10 protein-coding genes and 1 pseudogene are annotated in these 24,855 nt (G+C 75.3%); 8 read left to right on the top strand and 3 right to left on the bottom strand.

Annotated features, from left to right (window positions below; translation table 11 throughout):
- Positions 1–175: pseudogene (locus ACIQI7_RS17405) on the bottom strand (phosphoadenylyl-sulfate reductase); the annotation flags it as partial.
- 970 nt (positions 176–1,145) lie between these two features.
- Here ACIQI7_RS17405 and ACIQI7_RS17400 point away from each other — a divergent pair.
- The 8 genes from ACIQI7_RS17400 (at position 1,146) to ACIQI7_RS17365 (ending at position 23,822) form a co-directional block, all read left to right on the top strand.
- The gene (locus ACIQI7_RS17400) at positions 1,146–8,582 is read left to right on the top strand and encodes a type I polyketide synthase (RefSeq protein ID WP_401110475.1); all 7,437 of its coding nucleotides are present in this window, start codon (positions 1,146–1,148) and stop codon (positions 8,580–8,582) included.
- A gap of 188 nt (positions 8,583–8,770) precedes the next feature.
- On the top strand, positions 8,771–12,991 hold the full coding sequence (locus ACIQI7_RS17395; protein ID WP_401110473.1) for an amino acid adenylation domain-containing protein: 4,221 nt from the start codon (positions 8,771–8,773) through the stop codon (positions 12,989–12,991).
- A gap of 20 nt (positions 12,992–13,011) precedes the next feature.
- A complete protein-coding gene (locus ACIQI7_RS17390) occupies positions 13,012–16,413 on the top strand; it encodes an amino acid adenylation domain-containing protein (RefSeq protein ID WP_401110470.1) in 3,402 nt (1,133 codons plus the stop codon).
- A gap of 4 nt (positions 16,414–16,417) precedes the next feature.
- Positions 16,418–17,965: a GMC family oxidoreductase gene (locus tag ACIQI7_RS17385; protein ID WP_401110467.1), complete on the top strand. Its 1,548-nt coding sequence runs from the start codon at positions 16,418–16,420 to the stop codon at positions 17,963–17,965.
- A complete protein-coding gene (locus ACIQI7_RS17380) occupies positions 17,953–18,966 on the top strand; it encodes a thioesterase II family protein (protein ID WP_401110464.1) in 1,014 nt (337 codons plus the stop codon). The genes ACIQI7_RS17385 and ACIQI7_RS17380 overlap by 13 nt, the downstream gene beginning before the upstream one ends.
- Positions 18,963–19,754, top strand: a complete 792-nt coding sequence (locus ACIQI7_RS17375; protein ID WP_401110462.1) for a thioesterase II family protein — start codon at positions 18,963–18,965, stop codon at positions 19,752–19,754. Before ACIQI7_RS17380 ends, ACIQI7_RS17375 begins: the two co-directional genes overlap by 4 nt.
- Before the next feature lie 172 nt (positions 19,755–19,926).
- Complete coding sequence (locus ACIQI7_RS17370) at positions 19,927–21,465, top strand: class I adenylate-forming enzyme family protein (protein WP_401110511.1); 1,539 nt, start codon at positions 19,927–19,929, stop codon at positions 21,463–21,465.
- 164 nt (positions 21,466–21,629) lie between these two features.
- The gene (locus ACIQI7_RS17365) at positions 21,630–23,822 is read left to right on the top strand and encodes an MMPL family transporter (protein ID WP_401110460.1); all 2,193 of its coding nucleotides are present in this window, start codon (positions 21,630–21,632) and stop codon (positions 23,820–23,822) included.
- Between the two features lie 61 nt (positions 23,823–23,883).
- Here ACIQI7_RS17365 and ACIQI7_RS17360 read toward each other — a convergent pair whose 3' ends face one another.
- Together ACIQI7_RS17360 and ACIQI7_RS17355 are read right to left on the bottom strand one after the other, a co-directional pair.
- Positions 23,884–24,279 (bottom strand): YrdB family protein, encoded by a 396-nt coding sequence (locus ACIQI7_RS17360; protein ID WP_401110457.1) that lies wholly within the window; start codon positions 24,277–24,279, stop codon positions 23,884–23,886.
- Positions 24,276–24,800 (bottom strand): SRPBCC family protein, encoded by a 525-nt coding sequence (locus ACIQI7_RS17355; protein WP_401110455.1) that lies wholly within the window; start codon positions 24,798–24,800, stop codon positions 24,276–24,278. Before ACIQI7_RS17355 ends, ACIQI7_RS17360 begins: the two co-directional genes overlap by 4 nt.
- Between the last annotated feature and the right edge of the window lie 55 nt (positions 24,801–24,855).

The raw sequence follows: 24,855 nt of genomic DNA, 5'->3' as shown, positions 1-24,855 counted from the left end.
CCCCCGGGAACACCGACGACGCCAGGTGCGCGACCACCGCGTCCTCCATCGACGACGTCACGCAGAACCGCTTGCCGAAGGTCTCGGCGGCCCAGCTCAGGACCTCCTGCGCGCTCGCCTCCTCCAGCTCGCGCCCGGCCCGGACGGCGGCCGCCTCGTGGTCAGTCCCGGTCATGCAATCGTCCCCCATTGTCGAAAGCTGTTCCTCGCCCGCCCGGTGGGGATTCGGTCCGCCGACCGGCGGGATGCCCGAGGGTGTCCGGGGATTCCCGAATCCAGCAGCCCCCGTGGCCGGTGGAAGGAATCCGAACGGACCGTCTCCAGCGAAGTTCTGACGACTCGTCGACCACGCGTTTCCATGCAATGCTCACGTCAACAGTTTTCGGTACTGTCCCCCCACCCGGGTCAGGGGTGGTCGACGCGGCTCTGGAATGCCGCCGAGCGACGGAGCCCGCACCGCGAGCTCGGATTGAAATGCGTATGCGGACTTTCCGCTGAACCCCTACCCAGGGGCCCGAGGTGCCGATCCGATCCGACCGGGCTCCCCGTGCCCACCTCCCCGTGTTGAGCAGCCCATTCGGTCATGTGGCCGCAACAGAGCATAGATCGCTTCGGTAGGGAGCGCCAGCCGTCCCCGCCGGTTCCCTGATCTTGATGGTCCGTCTGATCCGGTGCGGCGGAGTGGGGTTCGCGCAGCGTACGGGCGGTGTGGCCGCGGGCCGCCGGTCGGGCGGGGCCAAGCGGAAGGGGTCGCTCCTCCAGGGTGGCGGCGGGCGGTATGGCGGCAATGTCCGGCTTCTGTGCACCGGTCGCGGTTTCGTGCGATTCCTCGCAGGTGGCGGGGAGGAGGCGGTCCTGCATTCTGCTTGTGAGGAACTCCGGCGATGCTTGACGCACCCCTAGTCGCTCATTACGGTGATCATCAATTCAATTGACTCTGGCAGGGTGGGGCGGCGGATCACGCGGCAGCCCGGGCCGGCCGGGGTGCGAAACGGGGGAGTGGTCGAGGGTGGTGTTGTCCATGCGAACGGATATGCCCGGCATCTGCTGAGGCCGCCTCGGGTCGGAGGGTTGACGGCGCGTTGTCGCCTCCCCTTCCTTTTGTCTGCCCGGGTAGTTTTCACTGCCGTTTCGGCAGGTTTCCAGTGCTTTTCTTCACGGCTTCACGTGTTTCACTTCAGGCTGCTCTGAAAGCGGGATATAGCGTGGCAACAACGTCTCGTCCGGATTTCTCCGCGTCCATTGTCAATGATGTTCGTGCACGAGCTGCCGAGCTTCCGGAGAAGCCGGCGATCATCATGCTGGCCGAGGGCGAGAGCGAGCTCGAGCGCCTGTCGTTCGCCGAGTACGACCGCCGTGCGCGGGCGTTCGCCGCGGGGCTCCAGGCCCGCGGCATGGCCGGCGAGCGCGTACTCATCCTGCTGCCGCAGGGCGTCGACTACGCCGTCGCCTTCCTGGGCTGCCTCTACGCACAGGCCATCGCGGTGCCCGCCTTCCCGCCGACCAGGAGCCGCAAGGGCGCCCGGGTCGAAGGCATCGTCGACGACTGCACCCCCCGGCTCGCCGTGGTGGGAACCGACCGCGTCGAGGCGATGGGCCGTGAACTGCCGGGTGACTGCGCGGTCATGACGACGGGTGAGTTGACCTCGGCGGATCCGGACGACTGGCGCGAGCCCGAGTTCCGCCCGGACGACGTCGGCTACCTCCAGTACACCTCCGGTTCGACCGGGCGCCCGCGCGGCGTCATGGTCACCCACCGGAACATCGTCCAGCAGCTCGACATGCTCGCCGACGGCCTGGAGCTGGAGCCGGACGAGGTGTCGCTGTCCTGGCTGCCGCTCTTCCACGACTTCGGCCTGGTGGCCGGCCTGCTGTTCCCGCTGCGGGCCGGGGTGACCAACGTGCTGATGGCCCCGATCGACTTCGTCCAGGAGCCGCTGCGCTGGCTCGCCGCGGCCACCCGCTACCGTGCCGCGCTGACCTTCGGCCCCAACTTCGCGCTGGACCTGTGCTGCGAGCGCATCCGCCCGGAGGACCGCGCGGGCCTGGACCTCTCCGCCCTGCGCACGCTGATGATCGGTGCCGAACCGATCCGCCCGCAGTCGATCGAGCGCTTCGCCGCCGAATTCGCGCCGGTCCGATGTCGTGCCGACATCTTCACCCCGGCCTACGGAATGGCCGAGTCCACCCTCGCCGTGACGATGCGTCGGCGGAACGAGCCGCTGGCCCTCGCCTCCTTCGACGTCGAGGAGCTGGGCCGCGGCCGGCTGCGGAGCGTGCCGGACGGCGCGCCGGGAAGCCGCCTGCTCCCGAGCAACGGCGACGTGCTGCCGGGCACCGGGCTGCTGGTCGTCGACCCGGAGACCCGCACCCCCGTCCCGGACGGGGAGTGCGGCGAACTCTGGCTGAGCGGCGACACGGTGAGCCCCGGCTACTGGCGGAACGCCGAGGCGACCGAGGCCGCCTTCGGGGCCCGCCTGGCCGACGGCAGCGGTCCGTACCTGCGCACCGGCGACCTCGGCGGGCGGGTCGGCCCGCACACGTACATCACCGGACGGCGCAAGGACCTGATCGTGGTCCGCGGCGTCAACCACTACCCGCACGACATCGAGCTGACCGTCGCCGACTCCCACCCGGCCGTCGAACGGGACAAGGGCGTCGCCTTCCCGGTGGAGGACGCCGAGGGCGTCGAGCAGCTGGTCGTGGTCAGTGAGCTGACCCGGGACGGCTTCCGCGGCGCCGACCGCGAGGAGGTCGTCCGCAGCATCCGGCTCGCCGTCGTCGAGGAGCACGGGCTCGACCCGCAGACCGTGGTCCTGATCCGCCCGGCCCAGCTCCCGCTGACGTCCAGCGGAAAGGTCCGCCGGCAGGAGTGCCGGCGGCTCTTCCTGGAGGACGGGCTCAAGCCGGTCCACGTCTCCTCCGCGGCCGCCGTCCGCGAAACCCCGGCGGGCGCCGGGCCGGAGCGGTCCCGGAAGGCCGTGGCCGAGTGGCTGACCGAGCGGATCGCCGGGCTCCGCCGGGTCACCCCCCGGGAGGTCCCGCAGGACGCCCCCTTCGGCTCCTTCGGACTCGACTCCGCCGGGCTCGCCGGGCTCGCCGGCGACCTGCGGGCCTGGCTCGGCGCCCCGGTCGACACCAAGGACCTCTACAACCACCCCACCATCGCGGCGCTGGCCACCGCGCTCGCGGGCGGGGACGACGCCCGGCCGGACCGGGCCGCGCAGCTCCCCCAGGCCGAGCCGGCCGAGGCGGCCGACAGCCGCGAGCCGATCGCCGTCGTGGGCATGGCCTGCCGGCTGCCCGGCGCCGAGGACGTCGAGGCGTTCTGGCGGCTGCTGGTCGACGGCCGCGACGCGGTGACCGAGGTGCCGCCGCGCCGCAGGCTGCTCGGCTACCGGCTGGAGCACGGCGAGCCGGCCTGGGGCGGGTTCGTCGACGGCGTCGAGGAGTTCGACGCCGCCTTCTTCGGCGTCTCCCGCGACGAGGCCCGCCGGATGGACCCGCAGCAGCGCCTGCTGCTGACCACGGTGTGGCGCGCCCTGGAGGACGCCGGCACGGCCCCGGAGACGCTGGCCGGCGGGCGGACCGGCGTCTTCGTCGGGATCAGCACCAACGACTACGGCCGCCTCCAGGACCGGGCCGGCGGCGCGGTCACCGCCCACGACGGCACCGGCAACGCGTCGAGCATCGCGGCCAACCGGATCTCCTACCTGTGGGACCTGCGCGGCCCCAGCCAGGCGGTGGACACGGCCTGCTCGTCCTCCCTGGTGGCCCTCCACCAGGCCTGCACCAGCCTGCGGCTCGGCGAGTGCGACCTCGCCGTGGTGGCCGGCGTCAACCTGCTGCTGGACCCGGGGCTGACCACGGTCTTCACCGAGGCGGGCATGCTCGCCCCGGACGGCCGCTGCAAGACCTTCGACGCCGCCGCGGACGGCTACGTGCGCGGCGAGGGCTGCGGCGTCGTGGTGCTCCGGCGCCAGTCCGACGCGATCGCCGCCGACGACCGGATCCGCGCCCTGGTCCAGGGCTCGGCCGTCACTTCCGACGGCCGCAGCAGCACCCTGACCGCGCCGAACGGCCCGTCCCAGGAGGCCGTGCTGCGCGCGGCCCTCGCCTCCGCCGGGCTGGGCGCCGAGCAGGTCGGCTACGTCGAGGCCCACGGCACCGGCACCCGGCTCGGCGACCCGATCGAGATGGGCGCGCTGCGCGCCGTCTACGGGGAGTCGGCCGGCGCCGAGCTGCACGTCGGCTCGGTGAAGAGCAACATCGGCCACCTGGAGGCCGCGGCGGGCATGGCCGGCCTGATCAAGGCGGTGCTCTGCCTGGAGCACCGCCGGATCCCGGCCTCCCTGCACGTCGACACCGTCAACCCGCTGATCGGGCTGGACGGTTCGAGGCTGCGGATCCCGCGTTCGACGACCGAGTGGCCCGCGGGCCCCGGGCGGGCGGCGGCGGTCAGCTCCTTCGGCTTCGGCGGCACCAACGCCCATGTGATCCTCTCCGGCGCGCCGGCCCGCCGGCCCCGGGTGGAGGCCGCGGAGAGCGGCGAGTGGTCGTTCCTGCCGGTCTCGGCGAAGACCGGGCCCGCCCTGCGCCGGCTCGCCGCCGACTACGCGGAGGCGGTGGCGCAGGAGGGCGGTACGGCCCCGGTGTGGAGCGCACTGGTCCACACGGCCGGCGCCCGGCGGTCCCATCACGACCACCGGATCGCCGTGCTGGCCCGGTCGAACCAGGAGGCCGCTGAGGCCCTGGCGGCGTACCTGGACGGCGGGCCGGCCCCCGCAGTGGTGCAGGGCGTCGCGCACGGCGGCGGGTCCGGGCCGGTGGCCTTCGTGTTCACCGGCCAGGGCGCGCAGTACCCCGGGATGGCCAAGGCGCTGTACTTCCGGCACGCGGCCTTCCGCACCGCGCTCGACGAGGTCGACGCGCTGGTTCGCGCGGAGCTCGGCGCCTCGCTGCTGCCGACGCTGTGCGACGCCCCGGGCCCGAGGCTGGACCTCGAACAGACCCGCTTCGCCCAGCCGGCCCTGTTCGCCGTGGACTACGCGCTCGCCGAGCTGTGGCGCGCCTGCGGGGTGCGGCCCGACGCGGTGGCCGGGCACAGCCTCGGCGAGTACGCGGCGGCCTGCGTCGCCGGCGTGCTGAGCCTGCCCGACGCCGTCCGGCTGGTCGTCGCCCGGGCCGCCCTGATGCAGGACCTGGCGGGCGCCGGGGCGATGTACGCGGTCCACGCGGGCCGCGAGCTGATCGCCGAGGTACGCGCGGACCTGCCCGCGGACCGTTCGGTGGTGGTCGCCGCCGTGAACGGGCCGGAGGACGTGGTGATCTCGGGTACGGAGCAGTCGGCGGCCGAGCTGGCGGCCCGCTGGGAGCGGCGCGGCGCGAAGGTCACCCGGCTGCACGGCACCCGGGCCTTCCACTCCCCGCTGATGGCGGGGGCGGTCGCGGAGTTCGAGCGGGTCGCCGCGACGGTCGACTTCCGTCCCCCCGCGATCCCCGTGGTGGCCAACCTGACCGGCGCCGTCCAGCGGGAGTTCTCGGCCGCCTACTTCGCCCGGCACGCGCTGGAACCGGTGCGCTTCGGCGACTGCCTGGAGACGCTGGCCGCGCTCGGCTGCGCCACCGTCGTCGAGTGCGGACCGCACCCGGTGCTCGGCCCGCTCGTCGAGGCCGTGCTCACCGACGCGGTCGGCCTGCCGACCCTCCACCGGGACGACACCGACGACCGCCGGTTCCAGCGCGGGCTGGCCGAGTGGTACGTCCGGGGCGGGCGGGTCGACTGGGCCGGGGTCCGTCGGGACCGGGACGGCGAGTACGGCCGGCCGCCGCTGCCGGTCGCGCTGCCGGGCCACCCGCTCGCCCCGACCCGGTACTGGTTCACCGACGGCGGCGACGGGCGGCACCCGCTGCTCGGCGCGCCGGTCGAGCTGGCCGGCGCCGGGAGCCACTGGTTCTCCCGCACGCTGACCGCCGGACGGCCCTGGTACCTGGACGAGCACCGGGTGGCCGGGCGGGCGGTGCTGCCCGCCGCCGCGATGGCGGAGTGGGCCGACGCGGCCGTCCGCGCGGTCGCCGGTGACGGCCCCTGGACGTTCGAGGGGGTCTCCTTCACCGCCTTCCTGGCCCTGCCCGAGGACGCGCCGGTCACCGCGCAGGCGGTCGTCGAGACCGTCCCGGACGGGTACCGGGTCCGCGGCTTCGGCCGGGTGCCCGGGGCGGGCGCGTGGACGGGGCACGTCACGGTGGAGGCCGCCCGGCCCGCCGGTCCGGACCCGGACGCCCGGGCCGACCTCGACCTGCTGCGGGTCGGCCTGGCCGAACGGGACGTCGACGCCCTCTACGGGACGCTGCGCGCCCGCGAGCTCGAGTACGGCCCGGCCTTCCGTGCCCTGCGCGCGCTGTGGGCGGGCGAGAAGGAGGCCGTCGGCCTGGTCGAGGCCGACCTCCCGGCCGAGGACCGGGCGGCCTACCGGGCGCACCCGGTGGTCCTCGACGCCTGCTTCCACGTGGCCGCCGCCTTCCTCGGCGACGGCAGCGGCGACGGCGGGGACCTGCTGCTGCCGGTGGGCGTCGACCGGATCACCGTCCACCGCCCGCTGCCCGCACGGGTGTGGTGCGTGGCCCGCGACGCCGGGACCGCGGCCGACGGGGAACGCTCCTTCGACCTGGACCTGGTGTCCGAGGACGGCGGCCGGCTGGCCACCGTCGAGGCGCTGCGGCTGCGGCCGGTCGCGCCGGAGCGGATCGCCGCGGCGGCCGGAGCGGCGGCCGGGTCCGCGGTGCGCGGCTACCGCACCGACTGGGTGCCCGCGCCGGAGGCGGGCACCGCCGACCGACCGGGCAGCTGGCTGGTCTGCGGCACGGACGCCTCGCTGGTGGACGGCTGGTGCGCTGAGGCGGCCGTCCCGGCGCTGGGCCTGCTGGTCGCCCCGGACGCCTCGGACGAGGCGCTGGCCCGGCTGTTCGCCGAGGCCCGCGGCCGGGTGGACGGCGTCGCCGGACTGGTCCTCCAGGCCGGCGGGGAGGACGCCGCCGCGCTCGCCGGTACGGCCTTCGCGGCCCTGCGAGGGTTCCTCCGGGAGTTCGGCGCGGACCGGCCCGAAATCGTGGTCTGCTCGACCGGCGCGGTGCGGGTGCCGCAGGCGCCGACCCGGCCGGACGCCGCCCAGGCGCCGCTCACCGGTCTGGCCAAGGCGGTCATCGCCGAGTACCCCGACCTCAAGTGCGTCCAGGTGGACTTCGAGCCGCGCCGGACCCCGCCGACGCTGGCCGGGCTGCTCGCGCGCGTCGCCGGCCTGCCGGGGCGCGGCCACCTGGCGGTGCGCGACGGCCGCTGGTTCGCCGCCCGGCTGCGGGAGACCGGGCTCGGCGGCACGCCGGCGGCGCCCGTCCGGGCCGACGCCAGCTACCTGGTCACCGGCGGACTCGGCGCGCTGGGCCTCGCCACCGCGGGCCGGCTCGCCGGCCTGGGCGCCCGCTGCCTGGTGCTGACCGGCCGCTCGCTGCCGGCCGGACCGCCGCGTGAGGTCGAGGAGTTGCGGGCCGCCGGGGTGCGGGTCGAGCTCTGGCCGGCCGACGTGGCCGACCTGTCGGCGGCGACGGCGCTGGTCGAGCGGATCGGCCGGGAGCTGCCCCCGCTGCGCGGTGTCGTCCACGCCGCCGGGACCACCGACGACGCCCCGCTGGTCGACCTCGACCGCGGCCGCTTCGCCGCCGTCCTGCGGCCGAAGGTCCAGGGCGCCCAGCACCTCCACGCCCTGACCGCCGACGCCGGACTCGACTTCCTGGTGTTCTACTCCTCGCTCGCCTCGCTGACCGGCTCGGCCGGCCAGGCCAACTACGCCGCCGCCAACGCCTTCCTGGACGGCCTCGCCGAACAGCGGCGCCACGACGGGCAGCCGGCCCTCAGCGTCAACTGGGGCCCGTGGGCCGAGGCCGGCCTGGCCGCCCGGCCGGAGCTGCTCGCCCGGCTCGCCCGCACCGGCATCACCGGGCTCGGCACCGAGGAGGCCCTGACGGCCCTCGGCAGCGTGCTGGGCGGCGGCCTGCCGGTGGTGGGCCTGGCCGCGGTCGACTGGGCCCGGTACACGGCGGCAGACGACCGGCGGACGCCGTACACCCTGCTGGGCGGTCTGGCTCCGGAGCGGGCCGCGGCGCCGGCCCCGGACGAGCGGCTGCCGGAGGCCCCGGCGGAGCCGGCCGCGGGCCGCACCGCCGACCAGGTGGTCGAACTCGCCCTGCGGGACCCGCGGGCCGGCCGGGAGGCGCTCACCGAGGACCTGCTGGCCGCCGCCGGCGAGCTGCTGGGCCTCACCGCGGGCCAGCGGGAGGAGCTGCGCCCGACCTTCGGGAACCGCCGGCTGAACGAGCTGGGCCTGGACTCGCTGACCGCGGTCCGACTGCGCAACCGGCTGCTGGCGGACTTCTCCGCGGACGTCCCGCCCTCGTTCGTGTTCGGCGGCAACACCGTCGCCGACGTGGTCGACCTGATCCTGCGGCAGATCACGCTGCGGAGCCTGGTCGCCGCCGACGAGGGCGAGGACGACGAGGCCGGGGACGTCGAGGTCCTCACCTTCTGACCCACCCGCGGGCCGCGCCGGCGGCCGCCCCGGGACGCCCGCCGGCCCACGGACCGGCGGCCGTCCCGCCGGCCCCGCCCCCGCACCACCGGGTGCCGCCGCGCCCCTTCCCGACTTCGCCCAGCTTCCCCGTGGGGTCCGGTCCGACCGGTGCCGTGCCCCCGACCGCCCGAACAGGAGTTCCCGGAATGACAGCACACGGACGGCACGGCGACCCGGCCGAGCTGCTCGGCCGGCTCGCCCAGCACGGCGTCCGGCTGCGGCTGGTCGACGGCGACCGCATCGAGGTGCGCGCCGCCGCCGGCTCGCTCCCCGACCACATCCGACGCGAACTCGCCGAACACAAGGCCGAGTTGATCGCTCTCCTGAAGCAGGGCGACACCGCCCGGCAGGCCGGCGCGCTCCCGCGGGCGGTGCCCGACGCCGACCGGCGGTACGAGCCGTTCCCGCCGTCCGACCTGCAGATGTCGTTCCTGGTCGGCAGCACCGCGCAGTTCGAGTACCACGTACGGCCGCACCAGTACATGGAGTTCGACTTCGCGGAGCTCGACCCGGAGCGCTTCGAGGCCGCGCTCAACCGGATGCTGCACCGCCAGCGCGGCAGCCTGGTGGTGGTGCGCGACGACCTCCAGCTGGAGACCGTCCGCGACCCTGCGCCGGTGCGGGTGCGGGTGGCCGACCTGCGGCACGCCGACGAGGCCGAGGCGATGGCCGCCGTCGAGCGGACCCGGGACGAGATGCAGGCGGCCGAACTCCCGCTGGACACCTGGCCCTGGATGGACGTGCGGATCACCCGCTACGGCGACGGCCGGGCCCGGCTGCACTACAACAACAACAACTTCTTCAGCGACGGCCCCGGCACCGGCCGCTTCCTGGACAGCGTGCTGCGCGCCTACCACGACCCGTCCGAGCCCGTCGCGGACCTCGAACTGGGCTACCGCGACTGCGTGCTGGCGCTGGCCGCGCTGGAGGAGTCGGAGCGCGGCGAGGCCTCCCGGGCGTACTGGTGCGACCGGATGGCCGACTGGCCCGAGGCGCCGAACCTGCCGCTGGTGAGCGGTGCGGACACCCGCACCCGGGCCCGGCTGACCCGCCGCGAGTTCACCCTGACCGCCGAGCAGTGGGCCCGCTTCAAGCAGCGCGCGACGGACCACGGCGTCACCCCGACCAACGCGGTGTACGCGGTCTACGCCGAGACCGTGGCGTACTGGAGCGGCTCGCGGCACTTCCTGCTCAACAACATGATGACCCACCGGCTGCCCATCCACCCCCAGATCACCGAGGTGGTCGGCAACTTCGCCTCGCTGTACCCGCTGGAGGTGGACTGGCGGCACGACGAGCCCTTCCACGACCGGGCCCGGCGGCTGCAGACCCGGGTCATGACCGACATGGAGCACACCTACTGGAGCGGGGTGAAGGTGCTCCAGACCCTCAATCAGGTACGGCGCACCCCGGGCCGCGCGGCCTGCCCCTTCGTGGTCGGCAGCGGCCTGTTCATGGGCCACCTGGACCAGCCGGTCTTCAGCCACCTGGAGACCCCGCAGGTGCTGCTCGACAACCAGTTCTGGGAGCAGAGCGACGGCGGCCTGTGGGTGGTCTGGGACCTCATCGAGGCGATGTTCCCGGCCGGGCTGATCGACGCCATGCACGCCGCCTACCGTGACCTGGTCCTGCTGCTCGCCGACGACCCGCGGGCCTGGGAGCGCCGCTCCTTCGACCTGCTGCCCGCCGCCCAGCGCGAGCGCCGGGCCGAGGTCAACGACACCGCCCGCGCCGTCCCGGCCGGCCTGCTCGACCGGGCGCTGGCCCGGCAGGCCGCGCGGCGCCCGGACGCCGCGGCCGTGGTCACCGCCGACGGCACCGTGGACTACGGGCAGCTGCACGCCCGGGCCGGGGAGCTGGCCGCCCGGCTGGCCGGGGCCGGGGTGCGCGCCGGGGACAAGGTCGGCGTCGTCCTGCCGAAGGGCGCGGAGCAGATCGCCGCCGTGTACGGCGTGCTCGCGGCCGGCGCCGCCTATGTGCCGATCGACCCCGGCTGGCCCCGGGAGCGGGTGGGCGAACTGCTCGCGGACACCCCGGTGACGGCCGTGGTCACCTCGGAGGGGGAGCGGGAGTCCGTCGCCGCCGTCGCCGCCTGCCCGGTGCTGACGGCGGGCGGGCCGGGCACCGCGGCGGGCACCGCGCCGGAGCGCCGTGGCGACCCGGGCGACACCGCGTACGTCATCTACACCTCCGGGTCGAGCGGCAAGCCCAAGGGCGCGGTGCTGGACCACCGCGGGCCGCTGAACACCGTGGTCGACATCAACCGCCGGTTCGGCATCGGTGCGGACGACGTGGTCTTCGGCGTCTCCTCGCTCTGCTTCGACCTGTCCGTCTACGACGTCTTCGGCACCGCCGAGGCCGGCGCGACCCTGCTGCTGCCGCCGCCCGGCTCCGCCGACCCCACGCAGTGGACCGGCCTGGTGGCCGAGCACGGCGTCACGGTCTGGAACTCCGTCCCGGCGATCATGCAGCTGTTCGCCGAAGCCGCCGAGCAGGCCGGCCTGACCTTCCCCGCGCTGCGCGTGGTCCTGCTCAGCGGCGACTGGATCCCGGTCCAGCTCCCGGCCCTGATCGGGCGGATCGCGCCCGGCGCGCGCGTGGTCAGCCTCGGCGGCGCGACCGAGGCGTCGATCTGGTCCATCCACCACCCGATCGACCGGGTCGACCCGGACTGGGCGAGCATCCCCTACGGCCGCCCGCTGGGCAACCAGACCTGGCGGGTGCTCGACCCGGCCGGCCGGGACGCCCCCGACTGGGTCACCGGCGATCTGTACATCGGCGGCACCGGCGTCGCGCTCGGCTACCTCAACGACCCCGCGCGCACCGCCGCCTCCTTCGTCACCGACCCGGCCACCGGCGAACGCCTGTACCGCACCGGCGACCTCGGCCGCTACCGCCCCGACGGCGACATCGAGTTCCTCGGCCGCGCCGACTTCCAGGTCAAGATCCAGGGCTTCCGCGTCGAACCCGGCGAGATCGAGCACGCCCTGGCCCGCCACCCGGCCGTCCGCAACGCCGTCGTCGTCGCCCGCACCGCCGGCTCCGGACGCCAGCTCGCCGGCTACGCCGTCGCCGAGCGGGACGTCCCGCGCCCGGAGCCCGAGGAGCTGCGCGGATACCTGGCCGAACGGCTGCCCGGCCACCTGGTGCCGAGCTTCGTCGTCGTGCTCGACGAGCTGCCGCTCACCGCCAACGGCAAGCTCGACCGCCGCGCCCTGGAGGCGATGGGCCCGGCCTCCGACGGCCGGCCCCGCACCCCCACCGCCCCCCGCACGGAGACCGAGAAGGTCCTCGTGGAGATCTGGGAGTCCGTCCTCGGCATCGACTCGGTCGGCGTCCACGACGACTTCTTCGAACTCGGCGGACAGTCCTTCGCGGCGCTGCGCGTCATCGGCCTGGTCGGCCAGCGGCTCGGCCTGCGAGCCCCGCTCGGGGCGCTGCTGGAGCACCGTACGGTGGCCGAACTCGCCGTCCTCCTGGAGGCCGGGCAGGAGGAGTGGTCCCCGCTGGTCGCGCTGGACGCCGCCGGCGACGGAACGCCCTGGCTGCTGGTCCACCCGGCCGGCGGGAACGTGCTGTGCTACCGGGGCCTGGCGGAACTCCTCGACGGCCCCGGCCACGCCTTCCAGGCGCCCGGCCCGGGCGTCGGCCGGGAGCCGCTGGACACGGTGGAGGACCTCGCCGACTGCTACCTGCGGGCCCTGCTGGCGGCCCGTCCGCACGGCCCGTACCGGGTGGCCGGCTGGTCCTCCGGAGCGGTGATCGCCTTCGAGCTGGTCCGGCTGCTGGAACAGCGCGGCGAGACCGTCGAGCGGTTCGTGGTGATCGACTCCCCGGCCCCGGAGCGGACCCCGGCCCCGGAGCGGACCCCGGCTCCGGAGCGGACCGCGGCGCCCGAGGACCGGCTGCCGGACGAGGCGGCCGTACTGCTCTGGTTCCTGGAGGACCTGGACGTCGGCTTCGACCCGGCGGCCGTCCGCCCGGGAGCCGCCGCCGAACTCGCCGCGGCCCCGGAGGCGGAGCGGCTCGCCCGCACCGTGGCGCTGGCCCGCGAACAGGGCCTCGACGTCCCGGACGCCACCGACCTGGCACTGAGCTGGCCGGTGTTCCGGGGGATCATCACCGCCTGCCACCGCTACCGCGCGGCCGCGATCGCCGCCGACACCACGGTGATCCGGGCGGCGCACGGCCGGGTGAGCGAGTTCGCCGACCACCCCCACGCGGACTCCGCGGACTGGGGCTGGGCCGCCCTCACCACCGGCCGGACCACCGCCGACACGACCGACGGCACCCACCACACCCTGCTCACCGCCACCCACGTCGCGGCCGTCGCCGCACTCATGACCACGTGTCCGGCTCAGCACTGACCCCAGGGGGACTTCCCGCGATGGACCACGACCTGATCTCGGAGCTCCAGCACCTGGGCATCAAGCTGAGGCTCTCCGGCGACAGCCTCGAAGTGATCGCGCCGCCCGGCGCGGTCACCGCCCGGATCCGCGACGACATCAAGGCCCGGCGCGGCGAGCTCATCGAGCTGCTGCGCGCGGCCGGCCAGGGCGCCGGCCCGGCGCCGCTCACCGCACGGCCCGACCAGCGGCACGAGCCGTTCCCGCTGACCGACATCCAGCACGCCTACTGGATCGGCCACAACCGGGCGCTCGAACTGGGCGGCGTGGCCACCCACTTCTACTTCGAGCTCGACCGCGAGGGCCTCGAGGTGGACCGCCTGGAGCGCAGCCTGCGCAAGGTGATCGCCCGGCACGACATGCTGCGCGCGGTGATCGGCCCGGACGGCCGCCAGCGGGTGCTGCCCGAGGTCCCCGACTACACGATCCGCCACTACGACCGGACGGACGCCACCGAGGAGGCCTTCGAGGAGCACCTCGGCGCGCTGCGGGCCGAACTGGACCACCAGGTCCTCGCCCCCGACACCTGGCCGCTGTTCGACATCCGCGCCACCCGGCACCGCGCGGGGCTGCGCCTGCACGTCAGCCTCGACCTGCTGATCATGGACGCCTACAGCTTCGACCTGTTCTTCCGCGACTGGCAGCGCCACTACGAGGACGAGCAGTGGGCGCCGGAGCCGTTCGCTATCGGCTACCGGGACTTCGTCCTCGCCGAGGAGGAGAAGCGCGGCGGCGCCCGCTACCGGGCCGCCGAGAAGTACTGGCTGGACCGCCTCGACGAGCTGCCCCCGGCCCCGGACCTGCCGCTGGCCGTCCAGCCCGGGTCCGCCGAGCGGACCGTCTTCACCCGCCGCCGGGCGTCGCTGCCGCGCGAGCAGTGGGAGCTGGTCAAGAAGACCGCCCGGGAGCGCGGGCTGACCCCCTCCTCGGTGCTGCTGGCCGCCTTCGCCGACGTGCTGCGGCTGTGGACGCCGCAGAGCGACTTCACCCTCAACCTGACCCTGTTCAACCGCCCCGCCGAGGCGCACCCGCAGATCGGCTCGATCATCGGTGACTTCACCTCGCTGACCCTGCTCCAGATCAGCGGCGGCCAGGACGAGAGCTTCGCCCGGCGCACCGCCGGCTTCCAGCAGCAGCTGATGCGGGACCTGGAGCACCTGTCGTACAGCGGCGTGCGGGTGCTGCGCGAGCGGGCCCGTCGGCTCGGCAGCGGCCTCGGCGCCGGGATGCCGATCGTCTTCACCAGCGCCCTGGGCTTCTCCGGTGACGCCGACACGATGAACGGCATGGCGTTCTTCGGCTCCTACGAGTACGGGCTCAGCCAGACCCCGCAGGTCTGGCTCGACCACCAGGTGCTGGAGGAGAACGGCGAGCTGGTCTTCAACTGGGACGCCGTCGAGGAGCTGTTCCCCGAGGGCCTGCTCGACGACATGTTCGCCACCTTCCGGACCCTGATCGGGCGGCTGAGCGACGACCCCGGGCTCTGGGACGACCTCGCCCCCACGGTCGAGGCCCCGCGCCCGCAGCTGGAGGAGCGCGAGCGCGTCAACGCCACCGCGCTCGACCTGCCCGGCGGCACGCTGCTGAGCATCGTCGCCGACCAGGCGCGGCGCACCCCGGACGCCACGGCCGTGGTCTCCGAGGCCGGTGCCCTCGCCTACGGCGACGTGCTGGCCTCGGCGTACCGGCTCGGCCACCGGCTCGCCGCGCTCGGCGCCGCCTCCGGCGAACTGGTCGGCGTGGTGCTGGACAAGAGCCCGGAGCAGGTCCCGGCCGTCCTCGGCGTGGCCGCCTCCGGCGCCGGCTACCTGCCGGTCGACCCGCAGTGGCCCGCGGCGCGCCGCCGACAGCTGCTGGAGTCCGGCCGGGCCCGCGTCGTGGTCACCTCGGCCCGTCACCGGGACGAACTGGAGTGGCCCGCCGGGACGGTCCTGGTGACCCTGGACGACGCGGAGACGCTGGCGCAGCCGGCCACCGAGCCACCGACCGCGCCGGCCCCCGGGGACCTCGCGTACGTGATCTTCACCTCCGGCTCCACCGGCGTCCCCAAGGGCGTGGTGATCGACCACCAGGGCGCGGTCAACACCATCCGGGACATCAACCGCCGCTTCTCGGTCGGCCCCGACGACCGGGTGCTCGCCCTCTCGGCGCTGACCTTCGACCTCTCCGTCTACGACGTCTTCGGCACGCTCGCGGCCGGCGGCACCGTCGTCGTGCCGAGCCCCGACCGCTCGCACGACCCGCTGCACTGGGCCGAGCTGGCCGAGCGCCACGGCGTCACGGTGTGGAACTCGGTGCCCGCCCTGATGCAGCTGTGGGCCGACTCCTCGGCCCGGCTGTCCGGGGAACGGGCCCGCGACCTGCGGCTGGTGCTGCTCAGCGGCGACTGGATCCCGGTGGCCCTGCCCGACGCCGTCCGCGCCCGGCACCCGCGCGCCGAGGTGGTCAGCCTCGGCGGGGCGACCGAGGCCTCCATCTGGTCGGTGCACTACCCGGTCGGCGAGGTCCCGGCCGAGTGGGCCAGGATCCCGTACGGCAAGCCGCTGGCGAACCAGACCCTGCACGTCCTGGACGACCGGTTCAGGGCCCGACCGCTCTGGGCGACCGGCGAGATCTGGATCGGCGGCACCGGCGTCGCCAAGGGCTACTGGGCGGACCCGCAGCGCACCGCGGAGCGCTTCGTGCGCCACCCGGAGACCGGCGAACTGCTCTACCGCACCGGGGACCTGGGCCGCTACCTGCCCGGCGGGGACATCGAGTTCCTCGGCCGCCGGGACTTCCAGGTGAAGCTCAACGGCTACCGGGTGGAACTCGGCGAGATCGCCGCCACCCTGGAGCGGCTGCCCGGCGTCGGCCGGGCGATCGCCCGGGTCGACACCAACCCCGCCACCGGCCGCCGCCAGCTCGTCGCCTACGCCGTGCCCGCCGCCGCAGAGCCCGGGGCCGCCCCGGCCGACGGTCCGGCGCGCCCGGAGCCCGGCGAGCTGCTGGCCGAGCTGTCCGAGCGGCTGCCCGACTACATGGTCCCCAAGCACTGCCTGCTGATCGACGCGATCCCGCTGAGCGCCAACGGCAAGGTCGACGCCTCCGCGCTGCCGGCGCCGTGGAGCGAGCTGGACGAACAGGAGCCGGTCGCCCCCCGCGACGAGGTCGAGGCGGCCGTGCTCGACATCTGGGCCGAGGTCATGGAGTTCGACGGCTTCGGGGTCGAGGACAACTTCTTCGAACTCGGCGGCGACTCCCTGCACGCCGTGCACATCCTCACCAAGGTGCGCGAGGCGTTCCACTGGGAGGGCGACACCGAGGAAGGCCTCCAGCTGCTGTTCGAGAACCCCACGGTGGCCGGACTGGCCGCCCTGGTCAAGGACCGGCGGGGGGCGTGACCAGGTGAGCACGGAGACCGGGGTCCCGTACTGGGACGACGTGGTCGTCGGCGCGGGTTCGGCGGGCGCGGTGCTCGCCGCCCGCCTGTCCGAACAGCCCGGGCGCCGGGTGCTGCTGATCGAGGCCGGGCAGCTCCCGGACGGCGCCGGCCCCGCCGCCGAGCGGGCCGGGGTGCCCGTCCTGACCGGCCGCAACTGGGACTACACCGCCAGGGCGGCCGAGGGCGCCCGGCGGGAGTTCCCGTACGGGGTCGGCAAGGTGGTCGGCGGCTCCTCCGCCGTCAACGGCGCGCTCGCGCTGCGCCCGCTGCCCGCGGACCTCGACGCCTGGGCGGCCGCCGGCAACCCGGAGTGGACCTGGGAGCGGCTGCTGCCGCACCTGGTCGCCCTGGAGAGCGACCAGGACGCCGGCGGTCCGGAGCACGGCACCCACGGGCCGGTGCCGGTCCGCCGGACCGGCCGGGAGGAGCTGGCCACCACGGCCCGGGCCTTCCTGGACGGCTGCGCCCGGCTCGGGGTGCCGGTCCTGGCGGACCTCAACTCCGGTGCCGCGCTCGGCGCCGGCGTCACCCCCGCCAACGCCGTCGGCGACCGCCGGATCTCGACCGCCGAGAGCCACCTCGGCCCCGCCCGGGAGCGGCCCGGCCTGACCCTGTGGACGGGCACCGAGGCGACCCGGGTGCTGCTGGACGGGCGGAACCGGGCCACCGGCGTCGAGGTGCGGCGCGACGGGCGGCTCCAGCGGGTCGCGGCCGGCCGGGTGACGCTGGCCGCCGGGGCCGTCAACACTCCGGCGGTGCTGCAGCGTTCGGGCGTCGGCGACCCGCGGCTGCTGGCCGCCCTGGGCATCACCCCCGCGCTGGACCTGCCCGGCGTGGGACGGAACCTGATCGACCACCCCGCGGTCGTGCTCTGGTCCGAACCCCGCGCCGGGGTCTGCCGGGCCGGGGACAGCTGGCACCAGGTCACCGCGCGCTGCGCCGCCGGCCCGGCGGGCGGCGCGGCGGACCTCGGGCTGTTCCTGCTGGACGCGGTGCCGGTCGCGGCGAACCCGCTGATCGCCGGCATGCTCCGCGCCGAACTCGCCGTCGGGCTGTCCGCCATGGTGCTGCGGCCCGCCTCCCGGGGCTCGGTGACGATCCGGGACGCGGACGCCGGCACCCCGCCGGAGATCCTGCTCGGCCTGGCCACCGACCCGGCCGACGTGGACCTGCTGATGGCCGCCGTCCGGCGGGCCTGGGAGCTGCTGCGCTCGGCGCCGATGGCCCCGCTGCTGGAACGGGTGCTGGTGTGGACCGACCGGATGGTCCGGGAGGACCGGCTGCTGCGCGGAGCCGTCACCAGGTTCGTCTCGCCGAGCTGGCACGCCGTCGGCACCGCCCGGATGGGGCCTGCCGACGACCCGGAGGCGGTCGTGGACCAGCGCTGCCGGGTGCACGGCGCCGAGGGGCTGTACGTCGTCGACGCCTCGGTGCTCCCGGTGATGCCCAGCGCCCCGCCGAACCTGACCTGTCTCGCACTCGCCGAAAGGGTGGCCCGATGGATGAGCTGACCAGGCCCCAGGCCGCCCCCCGGACCGGGGAGTGGGCCGTGCGCCGCCGGGGACGGCCGCCGGCCCGGCTGCGGCTCTTCTGCCTGCCGCACGCGGGCGGCGGCGCGGCCGCCTTCCGCTCCTGGGCGCAGCACCTGGAACCGGAGATCGAGGTCGTGCCGATCCGGCTGCCGGGGCGCGAGTCCCGCTTCCGCGAACGCCCCCACGACCGGCTCGGCGACCTGCTGCCGCCGCTGCTGCGCGACGTCGCGCCGCTGCTCGACGGGCCGCACGCCTGGTTCGGCCACAGCATGGGCGCGGGCATCGCGTTCGAGGTCTGCCGGGCGCTGCGCAGGCTCGGGCTGCCCGAGCCGGAACGGCTGCTGGTGGCCGGCCTGCCCGCCCCGCAGCTGCCGCGCCGGGCGACCCCGGTGCACGACGCACCCGCGCCCGAACTCTTCGAGCGGATCGGCGCGTTGAACGGGCACGGCGCCGAGGCGCGGGCGGGCAACCCGCTGCTGAACGTCATGCTGCCCACCCTGCGGGCCGACTTCGCGGTGGCCGAGACCCATCTGCACCGGCCCGGCCCGCCGCTGGACTGCCCGATCACCGTCTACGGCGGCCGCTCCGACGCCTCCACCACCGAGGAGGAGCTGGCGGCCTGGGAGGCGCACTCCAGCGCCGGCACCACCCTCCGGTTCTTCGACGGCGGGCACTTCTTCCCGCACGACGCCCCGGAGCTGTTCCTGCCCGTCCTGGCGGACGATCTGCTCGGCCGCCGCCCTCGGGCCGCTCTGACGGCTCCCGCGGGGCGGACGGTGCACAGCCCAACCTTTAGCGCCGCCGCCGAGGCTGACGCACCGTCGGCCGGTACGCCCCCACCGGTCGTACCCGCCGCTCCGCCCGCCCGGCCCGGCTCCCCCGGCCGGGGCCGGGCGGGCGGAGCGCGAGGGGAAACCGGGGCAGCGGTGCGGAGCCTCGGCCGGTGGGCGCCGCCGGCCGAGAGGAGACCAGCACCATGAAGCGCTACCTCACCCGCACCCCGCCGCCCCCGGGACGACTGCGGGTGTTCTGCTTCCCGTACGCGGGCGGCGGCGCCTCGACCTACGCGGGCTGGCAGCGCCAGGTCACCGCCGACGTGGAGCTGCTCCCCGTCCAACTGCCCGGCCGGGAGGGCCGGATGGCGGAGCCGAGGTTCACCGACCTGCACGCTCTGGTCGCCGAACTCGACGCGGAGCTCGGGCCGGAGCTCGACCACCCGCACGTGCTCTACGGGCACAGCATGGGCGCCCTGATCGCCTTCGCGCTCGCCCAGTGCCGCCACGCCCGCGGTGCGCGGCTGCCCGAGGCGCTGGTGCTCGGCGGCCACCGGGCGCCGCACCTGCCGGCCCCGCTGCCAGACGAGCCCGACATCGCCGACGCCGACCTGGTGCGGATCCTGGACGCCTACGGCGGCCTGCCCCGGATCCTGCTGGACCACCCGGAGTGGCTCGCCGCCCTGCTGCCGATCGTCCGCGACGACCTGCGGCTGTGCGCCGCCGCCCACACCGTCGCCCGCACGCCGCTGCCGGTGGCGCTGCACGCCTTCGGCGGGGCCGCGGACCGGCTGGTCACGGTGCCCGAGGTGCGGGAGTGGGCGCGCTACTCCACCCGGGAGAGCGAGACCGTCGTGGTGTCCGGCGGCCACTTCTTCCCCCGGGAGGAGCCCGGCTTCCTGGACCTGCTCTCCGCCGTGCTGCGCCGCTACGAGTCGGCCCCCGTCGCCGCCCCCGACGAGGCCCCCGAGCCGGCCGGGGCCCGGCGGGGCTGAGCCGGGCCGGCCGGTGCGCTCCGACCGGCCGGGGCCTTTTAGCGGTGCCAAAGCCCCCTCTCGGACGATGCGGGACGAGGCCGGGGGGCGCGTGCACGACGCGTGCCCGACCACCCGTCACCGTCACCGACTAGGGGGAGCATTGACCACGCGCACGCTCGACTCCGTACCCGTGGCCGGGGCCGCCACTGCCGCAGGCTCGGAGCACGCCGCCCGGATCGCCAACGCGGCCGAGGAGTTCCTCGGCGCGGCCGCCGCGGCCCGCCCGGACGCACCCGCCGTACGGGACCGCTACGGCGCCTGGACGTACGCCGAGCTGGACGCCGCCGCCGACTCCTTCGCCCGCATCCTGGACGGCCACGGCATCCGGCCGGGCGACCGGGTGCTCGCCCGGGTGGGCAGCAGCCGTGAGTTCACCGCCCTGCTCTTCGGCGCCTGGCGGCGCGGCGCCGTGCTGGTCCCGGTCAACCCGGCGATGCGGGCCTTCCACCTGGGGCCGGTGCTGGCCGACTCGGCGCCGGCGCTGATCGTCGCGGAGGCGGCGGAGCGGGAGGAGGCCGACGGGCTGCGCTGGCCGGCCGGGGTGCCCGTCGCCGTGGTCTCCGAGCTGGACCTCTCCGGGCCCGCCGACCCGGCCGGGCGCACCGAGGCGCGGGTGCCCGCCGACCGGCTGGCGCTGCTGATCTACACCTCCGGCAGCACCGCCGCGCCCAAGGCGGTGGCCTGCCCGCACGCCCAGGTGGTCTTCGCCGCCCGGGCGATCGCCCAGCGGCTGAACTACCGCGCGGACGACGTCGTGCTGACCGCCGTCCCGCTCTCCTTCGACTACGGCCTCTACCAGGTGCTGCTCTCGGCGCTGGCCGGGGCCGAACTGCTGCTGTCCGGCCCGGAGAGCCACGCCCGGCTGCTGGGCTTCGCCCGCGACCACGGCGCCACCGTCGTGCCGCTGGTGCCCTCGCTGGGCGAGCTGCTGGTGCGGCTGGCCTCCCGGGACCCGCGGCCCACGAAGGTCCGGCTGTTCACCAACACCGGTGCCGCGCTCAACCCGCCGCTGATCGCCTCGCTGCGGGAGGCCTTCCCCGGCGCCGCGGTCGCCCCGATGTACGGCACCACCGAGTGCAAGCGGATCACCGTCCTGGAGCCCGACGGCGACCTGGCCCGGCCCGGCTCGGTGGGCCGGGCGCTGCCCGGCACCGAGGTGCTGACGCTGGACGACGACGGCCGGCCGGTGCCGCCGCACGAGATCGGCGAGATCGCCGTCCGCGGCCCGCACGTGATGGCCGGGTACTGGCAGGCCCCGGAGCCCACCGCGCTGCGGTTCCGGGTGGACCCGGAGGACGGCCGGGTCACGCTGCACACCGGTGACTACGGCTGGCTGGACGAGGACGGCCACCTGTACTTCCAGGGCCGGCGCGACGACCTGTTCAAGCGGCGCGGCTCGCGGATGAGCACGGTGGAGATCGAGGCGGCCGTCCTGGACATCGACGGGGTCCGCGAGGCGGCCCTGATCGCCCCGGAGCAGGACCGGGACATGGTGCTGTTCGTGGTCGGCGAGCTCACCGCCGAGCAGGTGCTGGGCAAGCTCGCCGACCGGCTGGAGGCGGCCAAGGTGCCGGACCTCTGCCGGGTGCTGCCCGCCCTGCCGCTCACCGCCAACGGCAAGACGGACGGCAAGGCGCTGCGCTCCCTGCTGGCGCAGGAGCCGGTCTGACCCCGTCCGGGCGGAGCGCTCCGGACGGACGGTGACGGGCAGTCAGCGGACGGGCACGCCCCGCTTCAGCGAGAGCCAAGGGCCTTCGCCGAAGGTGGGACGGACCTGTCCGCTTCTGCGCCCGCGCCGGCCGCACCGCGGCCCCGCGACGGAAGGAACGACCGATGTTCACCGCTCTGGGCTCCGCTCTGCACGGGCGACGGAGAGCCTCCCTGCTGCTGACGCTGCTGATCACCGTGCTGGCCGCGGTCTTCGGCGGCTCCGTCGGGGACAAGCTCACCAACGGGCTGTCCGACTACGACGACCCGGGCGGCGGCAACGTCGTCGCCCGGGAGACGATCACCCGCGCCACCGGCATCGACTCCCAGCAGGGCTACCTGCTGCTGGTCCGCACCGACGAGCAGCTGCCCGGCACCGGCGCGCCGCCGGCCGCCGTGGCCGCGGCCGTCCGGCTGCTGAAGGACCGGCCCGAGGTCGAGCAGGTCGTCGACTACTCGGCCGACCCGGCGCTGGTCTCCCGCGACGGCCGCAGCACGGTGGTCGTCGGCGCCGTGCGCCCGATGGCCGAGGCCGAGACCAAGGCCGCCGAGCAGGAGCTCCAGAAGGCCGTCCGGGACGACCCGGCCCTGAACGGCCGGACCTGGCTCGGCGGCGCCACGCCCGGACACGTCCAGGTGGCCCAGGTCTCCGACACCGACCTGGCCGAGGCCGAGGGTCTGGCCACGCCGGTCATCCTGATCGCCCTGTTCCTGGTCTTCCGCGGCCTGGTGGCCGCCCTCCTCCCGCTGCTGGGCGCCGTCGTCTCGCTCCTGCTGACCATGGCCGGCCTGCGGATCGCCACCACCGTGACGGACGTCTCCACCGGGGCGATGAGCCTGGCCTTCGCGCTCGGGCTGGGCCTTTCCATCGACTTCGGGCTGCTGATCGTCACCCGCTACCGGGAGGAGCTGGCCGAGCACGGCCCCGGAGCCGAGGCGCTGCGGCGGACGGTCGCCACCGCCGGTCGCACCGTGCTGTTCAGCGCGCTCACCGTGGCGGCCGCGCTGCTCGCGATCATGGTGTTCCCGCACCCGTACCTGCGGTCCATGGGCCTGGCCGGCGTGATCACCGTCGTCTCGGCCGCCCTGTTCGCCCTGCTCGGGCTGCCCGCGCTGCTCGCCGTGCTGGGCCACCGGATCAACGCGCTGGCGCCGCGCCGCTGGCAGCGGTCCGCGACGGCCGGGCGGGCCGCCGCCGGCCGCTGGCACCGGCTGGCCTCGGCCGTGATGCGCAGGCCCGCGGTCTTCACGCTGGTGGCCGCCGCCGTGCTGCTGCTGATCGCCTCCCCGCTCACCGGCGTGCGGTTCACCGGCGTCGACCCGACCTCGCTGCCCAAGGACATCAGCGCCGGCCAGGTCGCCGCGCGGCTCGGCAGCGACTTCGACGAACTCGCCACCAGCCCGCTGCAGATCGTCCTCGACACCTCCGACGGCACCGGACTCGACGAGTACGCCCAGCGGGTCGCCGCGGTGCCGGGGGTCCAGTCGGTGGGCGAACCGCGGCGGCTGGACGCCGGGCACTGGGAGATCGACGCGGTCCTCACCGGCAACCCGCTGGACGGCCCGGCGCTGAAGGCCGGCGAGCGGGTCCAGGACGTGGCGGCGCCCGTCACCGCCCGCTTCACCGGGACGACGGCGGACTTCCTCGCCCAGCGCGGCAGCATCGCCGACCGGCTGCCGTTGGCGTTCGGCGTGCTCGCCGGCGTGACGGTGCTGCTGCTGTTCGCCTTCTCCGGGTCGCTGCTACTGCCCCTGCTGGCCCTGGTGATGAACCTGCTCTCCACCGGCGCCTCGTTCGGGTTCCTGGTCTGGGTCTTCCAGGACGGCAACCTCGGCTTCGCCGCCCACAGCGGACTGGAGACCACCACACCGGTGCTGGTCTTCGCGCTCGCCTTCGGCCTGTCCACCGACTACAACGTCTTCCTGCTGGGCCGGATCAAGGAGGCCCGGGCCGCGGGCCGCGGTGACCGGGAGGCGGTGGCCGACGGCCTGTCGCAGATCGGCTCCACCGTCACCAGCGCCGCCGCCCTGTTCTGCGTCGCGGTGGGCGCGCTGGCGATGTCCCGGCTGGTGTTCGTCCAGGAGCTGGGCCTCGGTGCCGCGTTCTCCGTCCTGCTGGACGCCACGGTGGTGCGGGCCCTGCTGGTGCCCGCGCTGATGGCGCTGCTCGGTGCGGCCACCTGGTGGGCGCCCGCACCGCTGCGCAGGCTGCACTCGGCGCTGCGGCTGGACCGCATGGAGGGCGGCCCGGCCGCGCCGGCGGGGACCGCCGCACCCGCCGCACCCGCCGCCGGATCGGCGCGCCAGCCGGTCGGCTGACCGCGGCGCACGACGGCCCGCCCCTCGCACACCGGAGGGGCGGGCCGTCGTGCCGGGCGGGTCAGTGCTGCAGCAGCCACCAGATCCGGTCGTACGAGGCGACGTGGTAGACGACCAGCACGATCAGGAACCACTGGGCGGTCTTGCGCATCCCGGCGTGCCACAGCCCCGCCGCGGCCCCGCCGAACACCGCGAACTCCAGCAGCAGGCGGATCGGCCCGGGGGTGTCGAACGTGGTCTCCCCGCTGCGGGCCTCGTCGCCCGCGGTGGCGAAGTCGCCCCAGACGACGGCCACCACCACGGGTATCGCGACCACCGCGAGGTACCTCAGTGCGCCGGGCGCCTTGCGCCAGCCCCACACGCCGAAGCCGTACAGGGCGAAGAGCTCCAGCAGGAAGCGCAGACCCAGGAAGACCGGGTTGTAGGCCAGGGCCAGGTCCGTCGTCGTCGTGTTCACCGCTCGCCCTCCACCGTGCTCTTCAGTGCGCCCAGCCAGCCCCGCAGGACCGCCGACAACTTCTCGCTGCTGTAGTACAGGCCGACCAGCGCGCCGCCGATCGACTCCTCGGAGCGCACCACGGTGCCGCCCCCGGGCGCCGGCCGCAGCTGGAACCGGTGCACGCCCCGCGAACCGGCCAGCCGGCCGGTCCAGGCGATCTCCTGACCGGGCGTCACCACGGCCAGTGTGGAGCGGATCCGCATGCCGTTCAGCACCCAGCGGAAGGTCAGGTCCGCGGCCGGCTCCGCGCCGTCCAGGGCGGCCTCCTTGACGCCCGGCACCCAGCCCGGCCAGCCCGCCACGTCGGTGAGCACCCGCCAGACCTCACCCGGCGGCGCGTCCACCGTCACCTCGCTCGCCGCGACCACCGGGGCCCGTTCGTCGATCCGGCCGCTCTTCGCGTACTCCTCGTGCAGGGTCCGGATCGGTGGGCCGACGTACATGGCCCGGCTCAGCAGTGAGCCTCTGGAAACGGTCATGGGAAACACCTCCGCTGGAAATGGGCAGGCAGACGTGACGGAGGCAGGCGCGATC

Origin of the sequence: Kitasatospora sp. NPDC092039, from assembly GCF_044756065.1 — a bacterium.
Classification (GTDB): Bacteria; Actinomycetota; Actinomycetes; order Streptomycetales; family Streptomycetaceae; genus Kitasatospora.
The sequence above is the reverse complement of the archived record's forward strand: the minus strand, read 5'-3'. Positions and strand labels throughout refer to the sequence as shown.